At 34.1% G+C, this 20,053-nt stretch carries 18 protein-coding genes; 15 read left to right on the top strand and 3 right to left on the bottom strand.

What is annotated here, in order from left to right:
- Positions 1 to 78: 78 nt before the first annotated feature.
- From KA858_RS02505 to KA858_RS02470, 8 genes are all read left to right on the top strand, one after another.
- Positions 79 to 684, top strand: a complete 606-nt coding sequence (locus tag KA858_RS02505; protein WP_053030392.1) for a DUF2179 domain-containing protein — start codon at positions 79 to 81, stop codon at positions 682 to 684.
- Complete coding sequence (locus tag KA858_RS02500; RefSeq protein WP_070855045.1) at positions 665 to 835, top strand: NETI motif-containing protein; 171 nt, start codon at positions 665 to 667, stop codon at positions 833 to 835. Before KA858_RS02505 ends, KA858_RS02500 begins: the two co-directional genes overlap by 20 nt.
- A gap of 270 nt (positions 836 to 1,105) precedes the next feature.
- On the top strand, positions 1,106 to 2,401 hold the full coding sequence (gene purB, locus KA858_RS02495; RefSeq protein WP_210134923.1) for an adenylosuccinate lyase: 1,296 nt from the start codon (positions 1,106 to 1,108) through the stop codon (positions 2,399 to 2,401).
- Positions 2,402 to 2,494: 93 nt separating this feature from the next.
- Entirely contained in the window at positions 2,495 to 2,797 is a 303-nt protein-coding gene (locus tag KA858_RS02490) for a YerC/YecD family TrpR-related protein (protein WP_011275350.1), read from the top strand.
- 280 nt (positions 2,798 to 3,077) lie between these two features.
- Positions 3,078 to 3,773, top strand: coding sequence for a heptaprenylglyceryl phosphate synthase (gene pcrB, locus KA858_RS02485; RefSeq protein ID WP_193839148.1), 696 nt, complete (start codon positions 3,078 to 3,080; stop codon positions 3,771 to 3,773).
- Entirely contained in the window at positions 3,770 to 5,962 is a 2,193-nt protein-coding gene (gene pcrA / locus KA858_RS02480) for a DNA helicase PcrA (protein ID WP_053030389.1), read from the top strand. The genes pcrB and pcrA overlap by 4 nt, the downstream gene beginning before the upstream one ends.
- Before the next feature lie 3 nt (positions 5,963 to 5,965).
- A complete protein-coding gene (gene ligA / locus KA858_RS02475; protein WP_075108570.1) occupies positions 5,966 to 7,969 on the top strand; it encodes an NAD-dependent DNA ligase LigA in 2,004 nt (667 codons plus the stop codon).
- Positions 7,970 to 7,981: 12 nt separating this feature from the next.
- On the top strand, positions 7,982 to 9,187 hold the full coding sequence (locus KA858_RS02470) for a CamS family sex pheromone protein (RefSeq protein ID WP_193839149.1): 1,206 nt from the start codon (positions 7,982 to 7,984) through the stop codon (positions 9,185 to 9,187).
- Positions 9,188 to 9,247: 60 nt separating this feature from the next.
- Here KA858_RS02470 and putP read toward each other — a convergent pair whose 3' ends face one another.
- Positions 9,248 to 10,786 carry a sodium/proline symporter PutP gene (putP, locus tag KA858_RS02465; protein WP_210134922.1) on the bottom strand — a complete coding sequence of 513 codons (1,539 nt, stop codon included), beginning with the start codon at positions 10,784 to 10,786 and terminating at the stop codon, positions 9,248 to 9,250.
- A gap of 463 nt (positions 10,787 to 11,249) precedes the next feature.
- On the opposite strand from putP, the gene gatC reads away from it, so the two are divergent.
- From gatC to dinB, 7 genes are all read left to right on the top strand, one after another.
- Positions 11,250 to 11,552 carry an Asp-tRNA(Asn)/Glu-tRNA(Gln) amidotransferase subunit GatC gene (gatC, locus tag KA858_RS02460; RefSeq protein ID WP_011275356.1) on the top strand — a complete coding sequence of 101 codons (303 nt, stop codon included), beginning with the start codon at positions 11,250 to 11,252 and terminating at the stop codon, positions 11,550 to 11,552.
- 1 nt (position 11,553) lies between these two features.
- Positions 11,554 to 13,011 carry an Asp-tRNA(Asn)/Glu-tRNA(Gln) amidotransferase subunit GatA gene (gatA, locus tag KA858_RS02455; protein WP_053030385.1) on the top strand — a complete coding sequence of 486 codons (1,458 nt, stop codon included), beginning with the start codon at positions 11,554 to 11,556 and terminating at the stop codon, positions 13,009 to 13,011.
- Positions 13,012 to 13,023: 12 nt separating this feature from the next.
- A complete protein-coding gene (gene gatB, locus KA858_RS02450; RefSeq protein ID WP_070855034.1) occupies positions 13,024 to 14,451 on the top strand; it encodes an Asp-tRNA(Asn)/Glu-tRNA(Gln) amidotransferase subunit GatB in 1,428 nt (475 codons plus the stop codon).
- Positions 14,452 to 14,811: 360 nt separating this feature from the next.
- Positions 14,812 to 15,804, top strand: a complete 993-nt coding sequence (locus tag KA858_RS02445; protein WP_053030383.1) for a diacylglycerol kinase — start codon at positions 14,812 to 14,814, stop codon at positions 15,802 to 15,804.
- Between the two features lie 101 nt (positions 15,805 to 15,905).
- Positions 15,906 to 17,267 carry a 23S rRNA (uracil(1939)-C(5))-methyltransferase RlmD gene (rlmD, locus tag KA858_RS02440; RefSeq protein ID WP_210134921.1) on the top strand — a complete coding sequence of 454 codons (1,362 nt, stop codon included), beginning with the start codon at positions 15,906 to 15,908 and terminating at the stop codon, positions 17,265 to 17,267.
- A gap of 129 nt (positions 17,268 to 17,396) precedes the next feature.
- Positions 17,397 to 17,945, top strand: coding sequence for a DUF3267 domain-containing protein (locus KA858_RS02435; RefSeq protein ID WP_053030381.1), 549 nt, complete (start codon positions 17,397 to 17,399; stop codon positions 17,943 to 17,945).
- Positions 17,946 to 18,046: 101 nt separating this feature from the next.
- Positions 18,047 to 19,117, top strand: a complete 1,071-nt coding sequence (gene dinB / locus KA858_RS02430) for a DNA polymerase IV (RefSeq protein WP_053030380.1) — start codon at positions 18,047 to 18,049, stop codon at positions 19,115 to 19,117.
- 61 nt (positions 19,118 to 19,178) lie between these two features.
- On the opposite strand, the gene KA858_RS02425 is transcribed toward dinB, so the two are convergent.
- Together KA858_RS02425 and KA858_RS02420 are read right to left on the bottom strand one after the other, a co-directional pair.
- Complete coding sequence (locus KA858_RS02425; protein WP_053030379.1) at positions 19,179 to 19,730, bottom strand: 3'-5' exonuclease; 552 nt, start codon at positions 19,728 to 19,730, stop codon at positions 19,179 to 19,181.
- 102 nt (positions 19,731 to 19,832) lie between these two features.
- Positions 19,833 to 20,053: hypothetical protein (locus KA858_RS02420; RefSeq protein WP_210134920.1), on the bottom strand; the 221-nt coding region annotated here is incomplete at its 5' end.

The raw sequence follows: 20,053 nt of genomic DNA, 5'->3' as shown, positions 1-20,053 counted from the left end.
ATTTACTAGTGACAAAATAAACATTCACTGATAAAATTATTTCGATTTTAGATATCCATGTAAGAAAAGGGGATTAGTATGTCAGTGATAACTTCAAATCCATGGTCAATGGTATTAGCAATATTCGTTATCAACGTTTTCTACGTCACATTTTTAACTATGCGTACGATATTAACGTTAAAAGGGTATCGTTATATGGCGGCGGCAGTTAGCTTCCTTGAAGTATTAGTATATGTAGTTGGTCTTGGTATGGTGATGTCTAGTTTAGACCAAATTCAAAATATTTTTGCTTATGCGTTTGGTTTCTCTATAGGGATTTTAGTTGGAATGAAAATCGAAGAAAAACTCGCTTTGGGTTATACAGTAGTAAACGTGACATCATCGGAGTATGAGATTGATTTACCAAATGAATTGAGAAATTTAGGTTATGGTGTTACACACTACGCAGCACACGGTCGTGATGGTAGTCGAATGGTAATGCAAATATTAACGCCAAGACGTTATGAACGTAAATTAATGGAAACAGTGCGCAATTTAGATGCGAAAGCATTCATCATAGCGTATGAACCTAGAGCGATTCATGGTGGCTTCTGGACGAAAGGTGTTCGTACTCGAAAAGTTAAAGCATATGAAGTTGAAGAAATTGAAAGTGTTGTGGAACATGATGAAATTCAAAGTAAATGACAATGAAACCATCTCAGAATGTCTATCACGTATGCGTGAAGAAGGGTATATGCCAGTTAAACGAATCGAAAAACCAATATATACTGAAGATGAAGAGGGTAATATCGTTGTTCTAAGACAAGATATTCAATTTGTTGGTAAGAAGCTTTAATATTAAAAATTAATGAAATATAGCTTGAATAAGAGTGAAAAGAAGGGTGTTCAAAACTTCTTTTCACTCTTTTTATAATTCAATTGTTAATAGATGAGTGTATTATTTAAAAGAAATCTATTATACTAAGTTTGTAAAAAAAGATTTATACATTTGATATATAATCTGTTAAACTAAAATTGAAGTCTTAAAGACGAACTATTTTAGATAATTTACGTTTAATGTACAGTTTTGAATTATAAATTTTATACATAGAATAGGAGATTAGAAATGATTGATCGTTATTCAAGAGAAGAAATGGCAAATATTTGGACTGATCAAAACAGATACGAAGCTTGGTTAGAGGTTGAAATCTTAGCTTGTGAAGCTTGGAGTGAATTAGACCACATTCCTAAAGAAGATGTACAAAAGATAAGACAGAACGCTAAAGTTGATGTGCAACGCGCACAAGAAATTGAACAAGAAACACGTCACGATGTTGTTGCTTTTACAAGACAAGTTTCAGAGACTTTAGGTGAAGAACGTAAATGGGTACACTATGGTTTAACTTCAACAGATGTCGTTGATACAGCACTAAGCTATGTAATTAAACAAGCTAACGAAATTATAGAAAAAGATATTGAGCGTTTCATAGATGTTTTAGAACAAAAAGCAAAAAAATATAAATATACATTGATGATGGGGCGTACTCACGGTGTACACGCAGAACCAACGACGTTCGGTGTTAAAATGGCATTGTGGTACACTGAAATGAAACGAAATTTAAAACGATTCAAAGAAGTTCGAAAAGAAATTGAAGTGGGTAAAATGAGTGGCGCAGTTGGTACGTTTGCTAATATTCCACCTGAAATAGAACACTATGTATGTGAACACTTAGGTATTGATACAGCACCAGTTTCAACACAAACATTACAACGTGATCGTCATGCTTACTATATCGCTACGTTAGCTTTAATGGCTACATCACTTGAAAAATTTGCTGTCGAAATTCGTAATTTACAAAAAACTGAAACACGAGAAGTTGAAGAAGCATTTGCAAAAGGCCAAAAAGGTTCATCAGCTATGCCTCATAAACGTAATCCAATTGGTTCAGAAAATATCACAGGTATTTCTAGAGTAATCAGAGGGTATATTACAACTGCATACGAGAATGTGCCATTATGGCATGAACGTGATATCTCTCACTCTTCAGCTGAACGTATCATGTTACCAGATGTTACAATTGCGCTGAATTATGCATTAAATCGTTTTACAAACATTGTAGATAGATTGACTGTGTTTGAAGATAATATGAGAAATAACATCGATAAAACGTTCGGATTAATCTTCTCACAACGTGTATTATTAGCATTAATCAATAAAGGCATGGTTCGTGAAGAAGCTTATGATAAAGTACAACCTAAAGCGATGGAATCTTGGGAAACGAAAACACCTTTCCGTCAATTGTTAGAGAAAGATGAAACGATTACAAATGTACTTTCTAAAGATGAATTAGATGAATGTTTCAACCCTGAACACCATTTAAATCAAGTTGATACTATTTTCAAACGTGCAGGATTAGAATAATAAGTGACTGTTTTCATTTAAAATACTACACTTTAACTATTTAATGCGTTAAAATGAGAGTATATTGAAAACGGATTATAGGGGTTGTTTGAGATGCAAATAGAGAAATTACGAGGACAAGCGTTAGATGAACTTTTTGATGCAATTCTTACACTTGAAAATAGAGAAGAATGTTATCAATTTTTTGATGATTTATGCACTGTTAATGAACTTCAATCGTTATCTCAAAGACTACAAGTTGCTAAGATGATTAAACAGGGCTATACCTATGCTACTATCGAAAAGGAATCTGGCGCCTCAACAGCAACAATTTCCAGAGTGAAGCGTTCATTACAATGGGGTAATGATGCGTATACGATGATTTTGGAACGACTAAATATAGAAACGAAAAAATAATATATCATAACGTTAAACGCTAAGTTATAACGTGAATTGCTCCCTTCGAAACGGTCATTCATTTGAATGTTTTGGAGGGAGCATTTTATCTGTACGTTCAATGCGAAGGGATAACTGTTTATAAATATAGGTTTAAAATTAATTTTTTTCACAAGTGTAACTGCAAATAATTATAATTTGTTTTCCTTATAAACTGTATAAATTCCAATGATTCTATTTAGAATTGGCACCCTAAAAATGATATAATTTGGTGTATGTTAAAAAAAGGAGTTAAGGGATTATGTATGACATTAAAGCGTGGCAACATGTGTTCAAATTAGATCCTGCAAAAGAAATTAGTGATAACGATTTAGATACACTATGTATGTCAAATACAGATGCTATCATGATTGGTGGCACAGATAATGTTACTGAAGATAATGTCATTCATTTGATGAGTAGAGTAAGAAGATATCCATTACCATTAGTTCTTGAAATATCTAATATTGAAAGTATTATTCCGGGCTTTGATTTTTATTTTGTACCTACAGTGTTAAATAGTCAGGATACGACATATCATAACGGGATAATGCATCAAGCCTTGAAACAATTCGGTTTTATGGTTAATTTTGATGAAGTTGTGTTAGAAGGTTATCTCGTGCTTAATCCAAATAGTAAAGTAGCACAACTAACACAGGCTAATACGAATTTAGATATTGAAGATGTAGAGGCATATGCACAAATGGTTAATGAGATGTATAAATTGCCAATGATGTACATTGAATATAGTGGAGAATATGGTGATGTTGCGACGGTTGAAGCTGCATCACGTTTATTAACGAATACGCAACTGGTGTATGGCGGTGGTATTACGTCTATTGAACAAGCTAGAGAAATGTCACAACATGCAGACACTATTGTAGTAGGTAATATTATTTATGAAGACATTAAAAAAGCGATAAAAACAGTAAAAATAAAAAAGGAGTCTAATAAATGAATTCATTAGTTGATCATATGAATAAAGAGCAAAGTGAAGCGGTAAGAACGACAGAAGGTCCATTGTTAATTATGGCCGGCGCTGGTTCAGGTAAAACGAGAGTGTTAACGCATCGTATCGCCTATTTATTAGATGAAAAAGACGTTTCTCCTTACAATATATTAGCGATCACTTTTACTAATAAAGCCGCTAAAGAAATGAAAGAACGTGTTGAACAATTAGTAGGTGAAGAGGCACAAGTGATTTGGATGTCTACCTTCCACTCTATGTGCGTAAGAATATTGCGACGTGATGCAGATAGAATAGGCATTGAACGTAATTTTACAATTATTGATCCAACTGATCAAAAATCTGTCATTAAAGATGTCCTTAAAAATGAAAATATCGACAGTAAACGTTTTGAACCAAGAATGTTTATTGGTGCAATTAGTAATTTGAAGAATGAACTCAAAACACCTGAAGATGCAATTAATGAGGCGAATGACTTCCATTCACAAATGGTTGCTACGGTTTATAGTGGATATCAACGTCAATTGACGCGTAATGAAGCACTTGATTTTGATGATTTGATTATGAAGACAATTCAGCTATTTGAACGTATTCCAGATGCACTTGAATACTATCAGAACAAATTCCAATACATTCATGTAGACGAATACCAAGATACGAACAAAGCGCAATATACTTTAGTGAAGTTATTAGCTAGTAAATTCAAAAATCTTTGTGTAGTTGGTGACTCAGATCAGTCTATTTATGGCTGGAGAGGTGCAGATATTCAAAATATCTTATCATTTGAAGAAGATTATCCTAATGCTAAAACAATATTTTTAGAACAAAATTATCGTTCGACTAAGACGATTTTAACTGCAGCCAATGAGGTCATCAAACATAATTCAGAGAGAAAACCAAAAGGGTTATGGACAGCAAATACAGGTGGCGAAAAAATCAAATACTATGAAGCGATGACAGAACGTGATGAAGCTGAATATGTAGTTAGAGAAATTATGAAGCACCGTAAAGCTGGAAAAGATTATAGTGATATGGCAATACTTTATCGAACAAATGCTCAATCACGTGTCTTAGAGGAAACATTTATGAAATCTAATCTTCCTTATACGATGGTTGGTGGTCAAAAGTTCTATGACCGTAAAGAAATCAAAGACTTGCTAAGTTATTTAAGAATAGTTGCCAATAGTAATGACGATATCAGTTTACAACGTGTCATTAATGTGCCTAAACGCGGCATTGGCCCTTCATCTGTTGAGAAAATTCAACGCTATGCGATGGATAATAATATTAGTATGTTTGATGCTTTGGCAGAAGTAGACTTTATTGGTCTTTCGAAAAAAGTAACGCAAGAATGTATTAAGTTTTATGAACTGATTCAAAACTTAATCAAAGAACAGGAATTTCTAGAAGTAAGTGAAATTGTTGTTGAAATCTTAGATAAATCAGGATATAGAGACATGCTTGAACGTGAACAAACGATAGAGTCACGTAGTAGATTAGAGAATATCGATGAGTTTATGTCCGTACCAAAAGATTATGAAGAGAATACCCCTTTAGAAGAACAATCACTTATTAACTTTTTAACAGATTTATCATTAGTAGCGGATATTGATGAAGCGCAAATTGAAAATGGCGTAACACTTATGACAATGCACTCTGCGAAAGGATTAGAATTCCCAGTCGTATTCTTAATGGGAATGGAAGAATCACTATTTCCTCATATTCGTGCAATTAAGAGTGATGACGACCATGAAATGGAGGAAGAACGTCGTATTTGTTATGTGGCCATAACTAGAGCTGAAGAAGTATTATATATTACGCATGCGACATCCCGTATGTTGTACGGTCGTTCACAATCTAATATGCCTTCAAGATTCTTACGTGAAATTCCTGAAGATTTATTAGAAACGCCAGCTAAGCAACAACGTCAAACGATTACGCCTAAAACATCAAAACAACCTAAACGTGGATTTAGCAAACGTACTACATCATCAAAAAAACAAGTTTCAGCTTCTGACTGGAATGTTGGAGATAAAGTGACTCATAAAGCATGGGGCGAAGGCATGGTAAGCAATGTCAATGAGAAAAATGGTTCTGTTGAATTGGACATTATATTTAAATCAGAGGGGCCTAAACGTCTCTTAGCACAATTTGCGCCAATCGAGAAAAAGGAGGATTAATGTATGGACAATATCCAAAATCGTGTGAAAGCGTTACATGATTTATTAAATCAATATGGCTATGAATACTATGTACAAGATAATCCTTCTGTACCTGATAGTGAATATGATAAATTATTACGTGAATTAATCGATATTGAAGAAGCACATCCTGAATTAAAATCACCTGATTCACCTACCGTTCGTGTAGGTGGAGAGGTGCAATCATCGTTCGAGAAAGTGAACCATGATACACCAATGTTAAGTTTAGGTAATGCTTTCAACGAGCAAGAGCTGCGTCGATTTGATCAACGTATTCGTGAACAAGTTGGTAAAGTTGAATATATGTGTGAATTGAAAATTGATGGTCTAGCTGTATCACTCAAATATGTAGATGGTCGTTTCGTTCAAGGTTTGACACGAGGTGATGGAACGACAGGGGAAGATATCACTGAAAATTTACGTACCATACATGCGATTCCATTGAAAATTAATGAGCCGCTTAGTTTTGAAGTGCGTGGTGAAGCTTATATGCCACGTAGTTCTTTCATAAGACTCAATGAAGAAAAAGAAAAAAATGATGAACAACCATTTGCGAATCCACGTAATGCTGCAGCAGGTTCATTAAGACAACTCGATCCGAAACTAGCTGCTAAACGTAAATTGAGCGTATTTTTATACAGTGTCAATGATTTTACAGATTTTAAAGCAACCACTCAAAGTGGTGCGTTAGATGAGTTAGATCGCTTAGGATTTAAGACAAATCATGAACGTGCACGTGTTGATGATATTGAAGGTGTATTAGCATACATTGAGAAATGGACAAATCAACGTGAACAACTACCTTATGATATTGATGGTATTGTAATAAAAGTAAACGACATAGAGCAACAAGATGAAATGGGATACACACAGAAATCTCCAAGATGGGCTATTGCATATAAGTTCCCAGCTGAAGAAGTAGTTACAACATTACAAGATATTGAGTTAAGTATTGGTAGAACAGGCGTTGTGACACCAACGGCAATTCTCAATCCAGTACGTGTTGCTGGAACAACAGTTTCTAGAGCATCACTACATAATGAAGATTTAATACGTGAACGTGATATTAGAATTGGAGATAGCGTCGTAGTTAAAAAAGCTGGTGACATCATTCCAGAAGTTGTAAGAAGTATCACGGAGCGTCGTCCTGAAGGTACGTCACCTTATTCTATGCCTACGCATTGTCCAAGTTGTGGTCATGAATTGGTAAGAATCGAGGGTGAAGTTGCATTACGTTGTATTAATCCAAAGTGCCAAGCACAACTAGTTGAAGGGTTAATTCACTTTGTATCACGTCAGGCTATGAATATAGATGGTTTAGGCACAAAAATAATCCAACAACTCTATCATCATGAAGTGATTAAAGATGTGGCTGACATTTTCTACTTAACTGAAGATGATTTATTACCACTAGAGCGCATGGGTTCTAAAAAAGTAGACAATTTACTTAAAGCTATTGATGATGCTAAAGCCAATTCATTAGAGCATTTGCTATTTGGTTTAGGTATTCGCCATCTAGGTGTAAAAGCGAGTCAAGTTTTAGCTGAGAAATATGAAACAATGGATCGTTTGCTTGAAGTGACCGAAGAGGAACTTATTAGTATACATGACATTGGTGATAAATTGGCACAATCAGTAGTGACTTATTTAGAAAATGAAGATATAAAAGCATTGATTGAAAAATTAAAAAACAAAGATGTCAATATGGTTTATAATGGAATTAAGACGTCGGACATAGAAGGTCACCCTGATTTTAAAGATAAAACCATCGTTTTAACAGGGAAATTACAACAGTTAACACGCAAAGAAGCATCCGCTTGGTTAGAATTACAAGGTGCGAAAGTTACAAGTAGTGTAACAAAAAATACGGATTTAGTAATTGCGGGTGAAGATGCTGGTTCTAAATTAACTAAGGCTGAAAAGTTTGGTACTGAAATTTGGACAGAAGAACAATTTGTGGCAAAACAAAATGAAATATCAAGTTAGAGGAGAACGGCAATGAAGCGGACCCTATTTTTAATTTTAACGTCGCTTGTGCTGTTAGCGGCATGTGGCAATGACAATGATAATAAAAATAATCAATCTGTAAATAAGCAAGAAACAAAATCAGACTCAAATAATGTTAAGACAATAGCAACAGATAAAAATGTACAAGGTGATAATTACCGTACGATTCTGCCATTTAAAGAAAGCAAGGCGCGTGGCGTATTACAAGATAATATGGCAAATAGCTACAATGGTGATGATTTTGAAAGTGGTTTATTGAAATTAAGTAAAGATGTCTTTCCAACTGACGACTATCTATATCAAGACGGTCAATATTTAGATAAAGATACGATTAATAGTTACTTAAATCCTAAATACACTAAAAAAGAAATAGATAAGATGAGTGATAAAGAGAAGGAATCAAACAATGCGAGTGAAAATTTAGGTTTGAATCCATCACATAAAGGTGAGGATGATCCAGAAAAAATCGCAGAACAATCACCTGCGTATTTATCTAACATACTTGAACAAGATTTCTATGATAGTAGTGATACTAAAGGCAAAAATATAAAAGGTATGACAATTGGTTTAGCCATGAATAGTGTTTATTACTATCAAAAAGAAAAAGATGGAGAAACTTATAGTAAGGAACTTGATGATAAGGAAATTGAAAAACAAGGTAAACAAATGGCATCCGAAATCTTAACGAGATTAAGAGCCAATGATGACCTTAAAGATATTCCTATTCATTTTGCGATTTATAAACAATCAGATCAAAATTCAATTACTCCAGGTGAATTCATCGCCAATACTACAGTGGATGATGACCAAACTAAAATTAATAAATGGAATAAAATTGATCAAGTTTCAGCACTCTTACCTTCATCAACAGCTGAAAAGTATAATGAGAATTTAAATAATAATTTCAAGCAATTCAATAATAATCTACAATCTTACTTTACTAATTTTACGCAAGCAGTAGGTAAAGTGAAATTTGAAGGTAAGAAACCAACCCAATTAACAATAGACTTACCGATTGATTACTATGGTCAAGCTGAGACGATTGGTATTACGCAGTATGTTACAGAACAAGCGCAGAAATATTTTGATAATATCGATAGTTATGAAATTCGCATTAAAGATGGCAATACGCCAAGAGCTCTAATTAGTAAATCTAAAGAGGACAAAGAACCTCAAGTTCATATTTATAATAATTAATTAAAAAACTACGGATAATGCCTAAATGATAGGCTATCCGTAGTTTTTAATATAATCATGCTATTTTTCACGAACAATTGATTTAACTTTCTCAATGTCTCGTTCAACAAAGTCACCAGGATGTTGCGTTAACAAACTAACAACATAGGTAACAATAACACTAACTAAGAAACCTGGAATGATCTCATACATGCCAAAAATTTCATTGATACCAGCTAGAGGTTTAATCCATACAATCCATATAATGACCACGAGCGCACCAGCTACCATACCACTAATCGCACCAGCTCGAGTTAACTTCTTCCAGTAAAGTGAGAATAATACTAATGGACTGAAAGATGCGCCAAAACCTGCCCAAGCATTACCAACCAAATTCAGAATCGTGTCATTAGGAGACCATGCAATTGCGATAGCAACAATGGCAACCGCTAATACAGAAAGTCTACCAACCAATACGAATTCTTTTTGATGTGATTTTGCGCGTTCTTCACCACGAATTAATTTATAGAAGTCTTCTGTTAAGGAACTTGAAGTAACCAATAATTGTGATGAAATCGTGCTCATAATTGCTGCAAGAATGGCAGCTAATAAGAAACCACCTACTAACGGGTGAAATAAAATTTGACTCATAATGATGAATAACGTTTCAGGATCATCCATCTTAACGTGATTGTCTGGTATAAACGCAATACCAGTTAAACCAACGCCTACAGCACCTAGTAGGCCAACTGTCATCCAACTAATACCTAAACGACGTGCTTTAGGTAACATTTTATGTGACTTTATAGACATAAATCTTACAATGATGTGAGGTTGACTAAAATAACCTAGACCCCAAGCAAATAGAGAAATAATATCAAGTGTAGTCGTACCTCTAAATAAGTCCATATTCGTTGGTTTCATTTCAGCTACTCGAGAAAAAGTATCCCAACCATTAAGTTGCAACATAGCAACGATAGGAACCATAACCATCGCGATTAACATAATGACGCCTTGGAAGAAATCGGTAATCGATACAGCCAAGTAACCTCCGAAGAAAGTATAGGCAATCACGATGACAGCAACGAGTAGTAATCCAAAGTGATAGTTTAATCCAAATGCACTTTCAAACAGCTTACCACCCGATACAAAGCCAGAGTGAGTATATAATGTGAAGAATACTACAATGATTAAACCAGAAATAATTTTAATAATATTTTCTTTATCATTAAGTCGATTTTTGAAGAAATCAGGAAGGGTGATTGCATCGCCTGCCACTTCTGTATACACTCTCAATCTTGGTGCCACAATAAGGTAGTTGACATAGGCACCTAATGTAAGTCCGATTGTTATCCAAATTGCTGATAGGCCTGTGCTATAGACTGAACCTGGAAGCCCCATAATCATCCAACCGCTCATGTCTGATGCACCGGCAGATAATGCTGTAATATATGGTCCGATATTTCGACCACCAAGCATATATTCACTTAAGTTACCCGTAGCTTGCTTGTAGCCGTAATAACCAATAATAAGCAAAATAATAAAATAAACCGCAATCATTATGTATGTTTGCCAATTGGTATTCACTTGACTAGGTAAGCTTGCTCCTAAAATAAGCATATAGAAATACCCCCTTTGATTTTATGAAGTAGATGCATAGATGTTCAATAAACTTTGATAAATTTTAAATACATATGTATGCAACCTTTTTAATTAATTTAGTTACATGTAATATTATACAATGTGATGAATGGTTTAGAGAAGTGTTAATTTTTATTTTTAAAAAGAAAAACACTTTAAACACTTGATAATAAAGGGTTTTTAAAAAGTGAAATTTAACAATCTTATTGTGTGTGATGTGAATATTTAAATGTTTAATGTCCTTAAATGCAAAATATAGACCACATATATCTCGAAAATTATAATTGAGTTACATCAATTGTGGTGCAAAAAGATCTTGTTTTTCTATCAATTAACCATTCACAATGCTTTACCGTAGTGTTGATTCAATAAATATTTAGATTTTTAAGTGAAAATTTGATACAATTTTATGATGAATGAGTAATAAGGAGGCTTTTAATAAATGACTAAAGTTACACGCGAAGAGGTTGAACATATAGCACATTTAGCAAGACTTCAAATTTCTGAAGAAGAAACTGAAGAAATGGCTAATACACTTGAAAGTATCTTAGATTTTGCTAAGCAAAATGATACAGCAGATACAGAAGGTATTGAACCAACGTATCACGTATTAGATTTACAAAATGTGTTACGTGATGATGAAGCAATCGAGGGCATTCCTCAAGAACTTGCATTAAAAAATGCTAAAGAGACAGAAAATGGTCAATTTAAAGTACCAGCTATCATGAATGAGGAGGAAGCTTAAGATGAGTATTCGTTATGAATCAGTTGAAAAATTATCAGAAATGATTAAAAACAATGAGATTAAGCCTTCAGAAGTTGTCAAAGACATCTATGATGCAATTGAAGAAACGGATCCTACAATTAAATCATTTTTAGCATTAGATAAAGATAATGCAATTAAAAAAGCTAAAGAATTAGATGAATTACAAGCAAAAGGCCAAATGGAAGGTAAATTGTTTGGTATTCCAATGGGAATCAAAGACAACATTATTACTAAAGACGTGGAAACAACATGTGCAAGTAAAATGTTAGAAGGATTTGTTCCTATTTATGAATCAACTGTAATGAATAAATTACATGATGAAAATGCCATTTTGATTGGTAAACTTAACATGGATGAGTTTGCTATGGGTGGTTCTACAGAAACATCATACTTTAAACAAACAGTTAATCCATTCGATCATAAAGCTGTACCAGGTGGTTCATCTGGTGGTTCAGCAGCAGCAGTTGCAGCGGGATTAGTACCGTTTAGTTTAGGGTCAGATACTGGTGGCTCAATTCGTCAACCAGCAGCATATTGTGGTGTCGTAGGTATGAAACCAACCTATGGACGTGTTTCACGTTTCGGATTAGTTGCATTTGCATCATCACTAGATCAAATAGGACCAATTACACGTAATGTTAAAGATAACGCTATTGTGTTAGAAACGATTTCTGGCGTTGATAGAAATGACTCTACAAGTGCACCAGTTGAAGACGTTGACTTCACATCAGATATTGGTAAAGATATTAAAGGTTTAAGAGTAGCGTTACCAAAAGAGTATTTAGGTGAAGGTATCAATGAAGATGTTAAAGAAGCTGTTAAGAATGCAGTTGAGACACTTAAATCTTTAGGTGCAGAAGTTGAAGAAGTTTCACTTCCAAATACTAAATATGGTATTCCATCATATTATGTTATTGCGTCATCTGAAGCATCAGCAAACTTAGCTCGCTTTGATGGTATTCGTTATGGTTACCATTCTAAAGAAGCTCAAACATTAGAAGAATTATATAAAATGTCTAGATCTGAAGGTTTTGGAGCTGAAGTTAAACGCCGTATCTTCTTAGGTACTTTCGCGTTAAGTTCTGGATATTATGATGCATACTATAAAAAATCACAAAAAGTTAGAACATTGATTAAAAATGACTTTGATAAAGTATTTGAAAACTATGACGTAGTTGTAGGACCAACAGCACCAACAACTGCATTTAACTTAGGTGATGAAATTGATGATCCTTTAACTATGTATGCTAATGACTTATTAACTACACCTGTTAACTTAGCTGGTTTACCAGGTATTTCTGTTCCTTGTGGGCAATCAAACGGTAGACCAATCGGCTTACAATTTATCGGTAAACCTTTTGATGAAAAGACGTTATATCGTGTGGCATATCAATATGAAACACAATTCAACTTACATGACGCATATGAAAAATTATAAGGAGTGGAAATAATGCATTTTGAAACAGTTATCGGACTTGAAGTTCACGTTGAGCTAAAAACAGACTCAAAAATGTTCTCTCCATCACCAGCACATTTTGGAGCTGAACCTAACTCAAATACAAATGTTATTGACTTAGCATATCCTGGTGTATTACCAGTCGTTAATAGACGTGCTGTAGACTGGGCTATGCGTGCATCAATGGCTTTAAATATGGACATTGCGACAAATTCTAAATTTGACCGTAAAAACTATTTCTATCCAGACAATCCAAAGGCATATCAAATTTCTCAATTTGATCAACCTATCGGCGAAAATGGATATATTGATATCGAGGTAGATGGTGAAACTAAACGTATTGGAATCACACGTCTTCACATGGAAGAAGATGCTGGTAAATCAACACATAAAGATGGTTATTCATTAGTTGACTTAAACCGTCAAGGTACACCATTAATCGAAATTGTTTCTGAACCGGATATCAGATCTCCAAAAGAAGCATATGCTTACCTAGAAAAATTACGTTCAATCATCCAATACACTGGCGTATCGGACTGTAAAATGGAAGAAGGCTCATTACGTTGTGATGCCAACATTTCATTACGTCCTTATGGACAAAAAGAATTCGGTACTAAAACTGAATTGAAAAACCTTAACTCATTTAACTATGTAAGAAAAGGTTTAGAATATGAAGAAAAACGCCAAGAGGAAGAATTATTGAACGGTGGTACTATTGGACAAGAGACACGACGTTTCGATGAATCAACTGGTAAAACAATCTTAATGCGTGTTAAAGAAGGTTCAGATGACTATCGTTACTTCCCAGAACCTGATATCGTACCTTTATACGTTGATGATGAATGGAAAGCACGCGTACGTGAAACAATTCCTGAATTACCAGACGAACGTAAAGCGAAATACGTTAATGACTTAGGATTACCAGAATACGATGCCCACGTCTTAACACTTACTAAAGAAATGTCAGATTTCTTTGAAGGTGCTATAGACCAAGGTGCCGATGTTAAATTAACATCTAACTGGTTAATGGGTGGCGTTAATGAATATTTAAATAAAAATCAAGTTGAGTTACAAGATACTCAATTAACGCCAGAAAACCTTGCTGGTATGATTAAACTTATTGAAGACGGTACAATGAGTAGTAAAATCGCTAAAAAAGTCTTCCCAGAGTTAGCTGAAAATGGTGGAGATGCTAAACAAATTATGGAAGACAAAGGTTTAGTACAAATCTCTGATGAGGCTACTTTAACTCAATTTGTTACAGAGGCGTTAGACAATAATCCACAATCAGTTGAAGATTATAAAAATGGTAAAGGCAAAGCGATGGGCTTCTTAGTTGGTCAAATTATGAAAGCATCTAAAGGCCAAGCTAACCCTCAAAAAGTAAACCAAATTTTAAAACAAGAATTAGATAAACGTTAATTAGATGATGCATTTGTATGTCATTCAATGATTAATTAACAGTCTGGGAAAAAATAATATAATAATGCTATTTAGCAAATTCGCAGTAGCTGACTGAGCTGAGAAGGCGCTTAAATCAAGCTTTTCTCAGTTCTAGTCATCCTTGCGGGGGTGGGACGACGAATTCAAAAGAATTCTGTCCCGCTCCCTTTTAATTTTGGTACATTTTAAGCGCTAGCACCCGGTGTAATATAAGATTTACAATCACCATATGACTGATAATATATAGGATGTATTTCAAAGTTTATTGATTTAAATACTTCCAACTCTCTTATAAATCATTTAATATAAGAATATGTATAAAAAGATGAGGGATAATTTATGAGAAAACGTGCAAGAATCATTTATAATCCAACTTCTGGAAAGGAACTCTTCAAAAGAACTTTACCAGATGTTTTAATAAAATTAGAACGTGCCGGTTACGAAACAAGTGCTTATGCAACAGAGCGTGAAGGAGACGCAACACTTGAAGCGGAACGTGCACTTAAAAGAGATTATGATATTATCATAGCTGCTGGTGGAGATGGCACGCTTAATGAAGTGGTAAATGGTATCGCGGAGCAACCTAATCGCCCCAAATTAGGTATTATTCCTATGGGGACGGTGAATGATTTCGGTAGAGCCTTACATTTACCAAGCGATATTATGGGGGCGGTTGATGTCATCATTGATAATCATACAACGAAAGTTGATATTGGTAAGATGAATAACCGCTACTTTATCAATTTAGCAGCCGGCGGACAATTAACGCAAGTGTCCTACGAAACGCCAAGTCGCTTAAAGTCTATCGTGGGTCCTTTCGCGTATTACATTAAAGGTTTTGAAATGTTACCTCAAATGAAAGCGGTAGATTTAAGAATAGAATATGATAATCAAGTCTTTCAAGGTGAAGCATTATTGTTCTTATTAGGACTTACGAACTCTATGGCAGGCTTTGAGAAATTAGTTCCGGACGCGAAATTAGACGATGGTCATTTTACATTGATTATTGTTGAAAAGGCTAACTTGGCTGAATTAGGACATATCATGACATTAGCGTCTCGCGGAGAACACATCAAACATCCAAAAGTCATCTATGAAAAGGCAACATCTATTAATATTTCATCATTTACAGAAATGCAATTGAATGTAGATGGAGAATATGGCGGTAAATTACCAGCTAATTTCTTGAATTTAAAGCGTCATATCGAAGTATGCACACCAAAGGATATATACAACGAGGAGTTAACTGAAGATCAGCAAGTTGAAGATGGTATCATTGAAGAAAAACCATCAAATGAAGAGATTATAAGAAATAATGAAATATCAGAGTAATTTATACAGTTGAAGAGGTTGAGCAATAGTTTTAATATCTTGGGTATGAAAAACAAACCTAGGTTAAACTACTCCAACCTCTTTTTATGTGGGGTGAAATAATGGAAACAATAAGTAAAAATGCAATTAACCATGGTAATGTTGTTGATTTAACGCACGAAGGGCATGGTGTTATCAAAATCGATCGTTACCCAATTTTTGTGCCAAATGCGTTAATTGGAGAAGAAATTGAATACAAAATTATCAAAGTAAAGAAAAATTTCGCGATAGGTAAACTACTTCAAGTTGTGAAACCGAGTGAGCATCGCGTTGAACCACCATGCAAATATTATTGGAAGTGCGGTGGTTGTCAATTACAACATATGACTTATGAAGCGCAATTGGCAATGAAACAATCACAAGTGATTAATCTCTTCCATAGAAAAGCACAATTTACCGATACAACCATTCATAAAACTGTTGGAATGGATAATCCATGGCATTATAGAAACAAATCACAACTACCTATTGGTACCGATAAAAATGGACAAGCAATCATGGGATATTATCGACAACGAAGTCACGATATTATTGATATGGATAGTTGTTTAATCCAAGATGATATACATCAAGATATTATGAATCACGTTAAACAATGGATTAAAGAATATCGTATTAGTATCTATAATGAACGTACTAAAAGTGGATTGTTAAGACATCTAGTTATTCGCACAGGCTATTATACTGATGATATGATGGTTATCTTTGTAACCAATGGAAAACATTTTAAAGACGCTTCAATTCTAGTGGAAAAGTTAAAACAAACATTTCCTAACATTACGAGTATTAAGCAAAACATTAATAACAGCCATTCTAATGTTATTATGGGTCAACAATCTATAACATTATATGGTAAAGACAGAATTGTAGATCAACTTAGCGATACAACATTTAAGATTAGTGATCAATCATTCTACCAAATTAATTCATCTCAAACTGAGAAATTATATCAAAAAGCAATTGAGTATGCGCAGTTAACAGGAGAAGAAACAGTGCTCGATACATACTGTGGTATTGGTACGATAGGTTTATACATGGCACCAGTAGCTAAACATGTGTATGGTGTTGAAGTTGTGCCATCTGCGATTAAGGATGCACAGCAAAATGCGACTTTAAATGGATTTGAAAATACAACTTTTGTCTGTGGTAAAGCTGAAGAGGTCATTATAAAATGGAAACAACAAGGTATCAGACCGGATGTTGTAATGGTAGACCCGCCGCGTAAAGGCTGTGATGAAACATTCTTACAAACTTTACTGAAACTTAATCCTAAGCGTATTGTGTATATTTCATGTAACCCTTCAACGCAACAAAGGGATGCACAAATTTTAGACACACAATATGAGTTGAAAGAAATTACACCGGTCGACATGTTCCCACAAACAACACATGTAGAAACAGTAGCATTGTTTGAAAGAAAATGATACGTGATATTTCATAATACGAATATTAAGAAATGATTACAGCGCATTAAATCTTATAGAAAAGGTTTTTTTCTCGATATAGACTGTGTATACTATGGTTGAAATTAAGAAAGATTGGAGGTCATTTTTGTGCAAAAATTTGATTTTTCGCCTAGTCGAATCAATTTACCTAAGTTTATTACAACCCAATTGGTCGTGGTTTTATTTATGATTTTGTTTACATACAAGTGGGCGTTTATGTTTACAACTATTCATGAGCAAACTTTTTTAGCTAATTTACTCTACGGATTTTTAGGTTTTGTTGTTATTTTAGGATTACATGAATTGATTCACAGACTTTCGTTTTTTATTTTTTCAAAGGGTGAACAGCCTAAATTAAAATATAAAAAAGGATTTCTATTAGTACATATTTCAAAAAAATGTTTTAACAAATGGCAATTTTGCACAATTATGTTAGCTCCAATGGTCATCATCACTGGTCTATTAATGTTGATATTTAGTTATTATACGTACTCTTCAATTATCATCATGTTAAGTATTCATTTCGGGTATTGTCTAATAGATTTATATCTAGTAGGTATTACGTTTACGAATAAATTTGAGTACATTCATCCATCCGATGAAGGATTAATTATGTATTACCAGCGTCCTATACAAGTTAATAATGAGTTTGAATAAATCATAAGTCTCAATATGATTATATATGTGCACATTTCATGAGTTTTGAAGGATTTCACATTATAATTACGTTGAGGCTTATTTTTTAAAGAGGTGAGACAATGGCTGAAAGAAGAATTATACATATAGATATGGATTACTTTTTTGCACAAGTAGAAATGCGAGATAATCCTAAATTAAAAGGGAAACCAGTGATCGTTGGTGGAAAGGCGAGTACACGCGGCGTGGTTTCTACTGCATCATATGAAGCGCGAAAATATGGTGTTCATTCAGCAATGCCAATGTCTCAAGCCCATAAATTATGCCCCAATGGTTATTATGTCAGCGCAAGATTTGATGCCTATAGAGAAGCTTCTGCTATTATTATGTCTATATTTAAAAGTTACACAGATATCGTTGAGCCAATGTCACTCGACGAAGCATATTTAGATATTACACATTTAGTCAGATCTGACTTACCGGCATCAAAAATTGCAAGCTTTATTCGTCGTGATATTTTTGAACAAACGGGTTTAACATCATCTGCAGGTGTTTCGTATAATAAATTCTTAGCAAAATTAGCAAGTGGTATGAACAAACCGAATGGCATGATGGTTATAGATTATAATAATGTAAATGATATTTTAATGAATTTAGATATTGGTGACTTTCCAGGTGTGGGCAAAGCCTCGAAAAAAGTAATGCATCATCATGATATCTACACAGGGAAGGATTTATATGATAAAACAGAATTTGACTTAATACGTTGGTTTGGAAAAAGAGGTCGTGGCTTATATCAGAAAGCCAGAGGTATTGATCATAGTGAAGTGAAAGCGAAGAGAGTGCGTAAATCCGTGGGAACTGAACGCACGTTTTCAACTGATGTCAATGATGATGAAGTCATATTGCAGAAGATATGGGAACTATCTGGAAAAACAGCAGAACGTTTAACTAAATTGCAAAAATCAGGTAGCACTGTAACAGTTAAATTAAAAACATATCAGTATGAAACATTTTCAAAACAAAGAAGCTTAAGAGAACCGGTTAATAGTGATATTGATATATACAATGTTGCTTATGATTTATATAACGAATTAAAGGATCCCGATATTCCAATAAGGTTAATTGGTGTCACAGTAGGGAATTTAGAACAATCAACATATAAAAATATGACAATCTATGATTTTATTTAAAGATAAAGGTCAATGCCGTTAAAATGTACTTTGCTTATCAAAATACATTTCACATCATGCGCTAGCCTTTATCTTTTAAATTTTTACCATAAATTTGGAGCATACTTTGCAAATTATCATAATGCTTTAATAATCTAAATGTAATCATTGCACATGCTTTGGCATCATTGAGCGCATCATGATGACCATGAAAGTCTAATTGATAATGATTCATTAAATGTTTAAGACCATAGCGATATGCATCAATCGTACGTTTAGCAAGTTGATATGAACAAAAGTAAATCATTGACGGAGTTTCAATATTTAATTGTTTTAAACTTTGGTGAAGTACATTCATATCAAAGGCAGCATTATGTGCAACAACAGGTAAGTTATCAATAAATTGCATCATATAGGGATATACATAGTCAAAACTCGGCGCATTATTGACATCCTCAGGTGTAATACCATGAACATTTATATTCGTCTTTGAGAAATAATCAAATGGATTGACTAAAGTGTAAAAGGATTCAACAATCTCATTATTGACAACTTTAACCATACCAACAGAACAGATACTTGTACGTTTACCATTTGCTGTTTCAAAGTCTAATGCAATAAAAGCATTATCCATATTTACACCATCCTTTCATGTATAGATGCTTTCATTTTAGTAGTAGTATAAAAACATTTCCAGGATGTTGCACAACTAAAAAAGGGAGTGGACAGAATTCTTTTAAAATTCGTGTTCACTCCCAGCTTGCTTAGCTTGTAGAATTTCATAATGAAATTCTCTTTGCTGGGGCCCCGACTCCCAGCTTGCTTTGCTTGTAGAATTTCTTAATGAAATTCTCTTTGCTGGGGCCCCGACTCCCAGCTTGCTTTGCTTGTAGAATTTCTTAGTGAAATTCTCTTTGCTGGGGCCCCGACTCCCAGCTTGCTTTGCTTGTAGAATTT

Origin of the sequence: Staphylococcus sp. GDX8P80P (assembly GCF_017893095.1) — a bacterium.
Classification (GTDB): domain Bacteria; phylum Bacillota; class Bacilli; order Staphylococcales; family Staphylococcaceae; genus Staphylococcus; species Staphylococcus borealis.
Note: the sequence above shows the minus strand (reverse complement) of the source record. Positions and strands in the feature narration are given on the sequence as shown.

What these genes read in the sequence shown, in the direction of transcription:
- pcrA (WP_053030389.1), top strand. Translation starts at nt 3,770, where the DNA reads ATGAATTCATTAGTTGATCATATGAATAAAGAGCAAAGTGAAGCGGTA.
- KA858_RS02490 (WP_011275350.1), top strand. Translation starts at nt 2,495, where the DNA reads ATGCAAATAGAGAAATTACGAGGACAAGCGTTAGATGAACTTTTTGAT.
- gatA (WP_053030385.1), top strand. Translation starts at nt 11,554, where the DNA reads ATGAGTATTCGTTATGAATCAGTTGAAAAATTATCAGAAATGATTAAA.
- gatB (WP_070855034.1), top strand. Translation starts at nt 13,024, where the DNA reads ATGCATTTTGAAACAGTTATCGGACTTGAAGTTCACGTTGAGCTAAAA.
- purB (WP_210134923.1), top strand. Translation starts at nt 1,106, where the DNA reads ATGATTGATCGTTATTCAAGAGAAGAAATGGCAAATATTTGGACTGAT.
- rlmD (WP_210134921.1), top strand. Translation starts at nt 15,906, where the DNA reads ATGGAAACAATAAGTAAAAATGCAATTAACCATGGTAATGTTGTTGAT.
- pcrB (WP_193839148.1), top strand. Translation starts at nt 3,078, where the DNA reads ATGTATGACATTAAAGCGTGGCAACATGTGTTCAAATTAGATCCTGCA.
- KA858_RS02505 (WP_053030392.1), top strand. Translation starts at nt 79, where the DNA reads ATGTCAGTGATAACTTCAAATCCATGGTCAATGGTATTAGCAATATTC.
- dinB (WP_053030380.1), top strand. Translation starts at nt 18,047, where the DNA reads ATGGCTGAAAGAAGAATTATACATATAGATATGGATTACTTTTTTGCA.
- KA858_RS02500 (WP_070855045.1), top strand. Translation starts at nt 665, where the DNA reads ATGAAATTCAAAGTAAATGACAATGAAACCATCTCAGAATGTCTATCA.
- ligA (WP_075108570.1), top strand. Translation starts at nt 5,966, where the DNA reads ATGGACAATATCCAAAATCGTGTGAAAGCGTTACATGATTTATTAAAT.
- KA858_RS02445 (WP_053030383.1), top strand. Translation starts at nt 14,812, where the DNA reads ATGAGAAAACGTGCAAGAATCATTTATAATCCAACTTCTGGAAAGGAA.
- putP (WP_210134922.1), bottom strand. Translation starts at nt 10,786, where the DNA reads ATGCTTATTTTAGGAGCAAGCTTACCTAGTCAAGTGAATACCAATTGG.
- KA858_RS02425 (WP_053030379.1), bottom strand. Translation starts at nt 19,730, where the DNA reads ATGGATAATGCTTTTATTGCATTAGACTTTGAAACAGCAAATGGTAAA.
- KA858_RS02470 (WP_193839149.1), top strand. Translation starts at nt 7,982, where the DNA reads ATGAAGCGGACCCTATTTTTAATTTTAACGTCGCTTGTGCTGTTAGCG.
- gatC (WP_011275356.1), top strand. Translation starts at nt 11,250, where the DNA reads ATGACTAAAGTTACACGCGAAGAGGTTGAACATATAGCACATTTAGCA.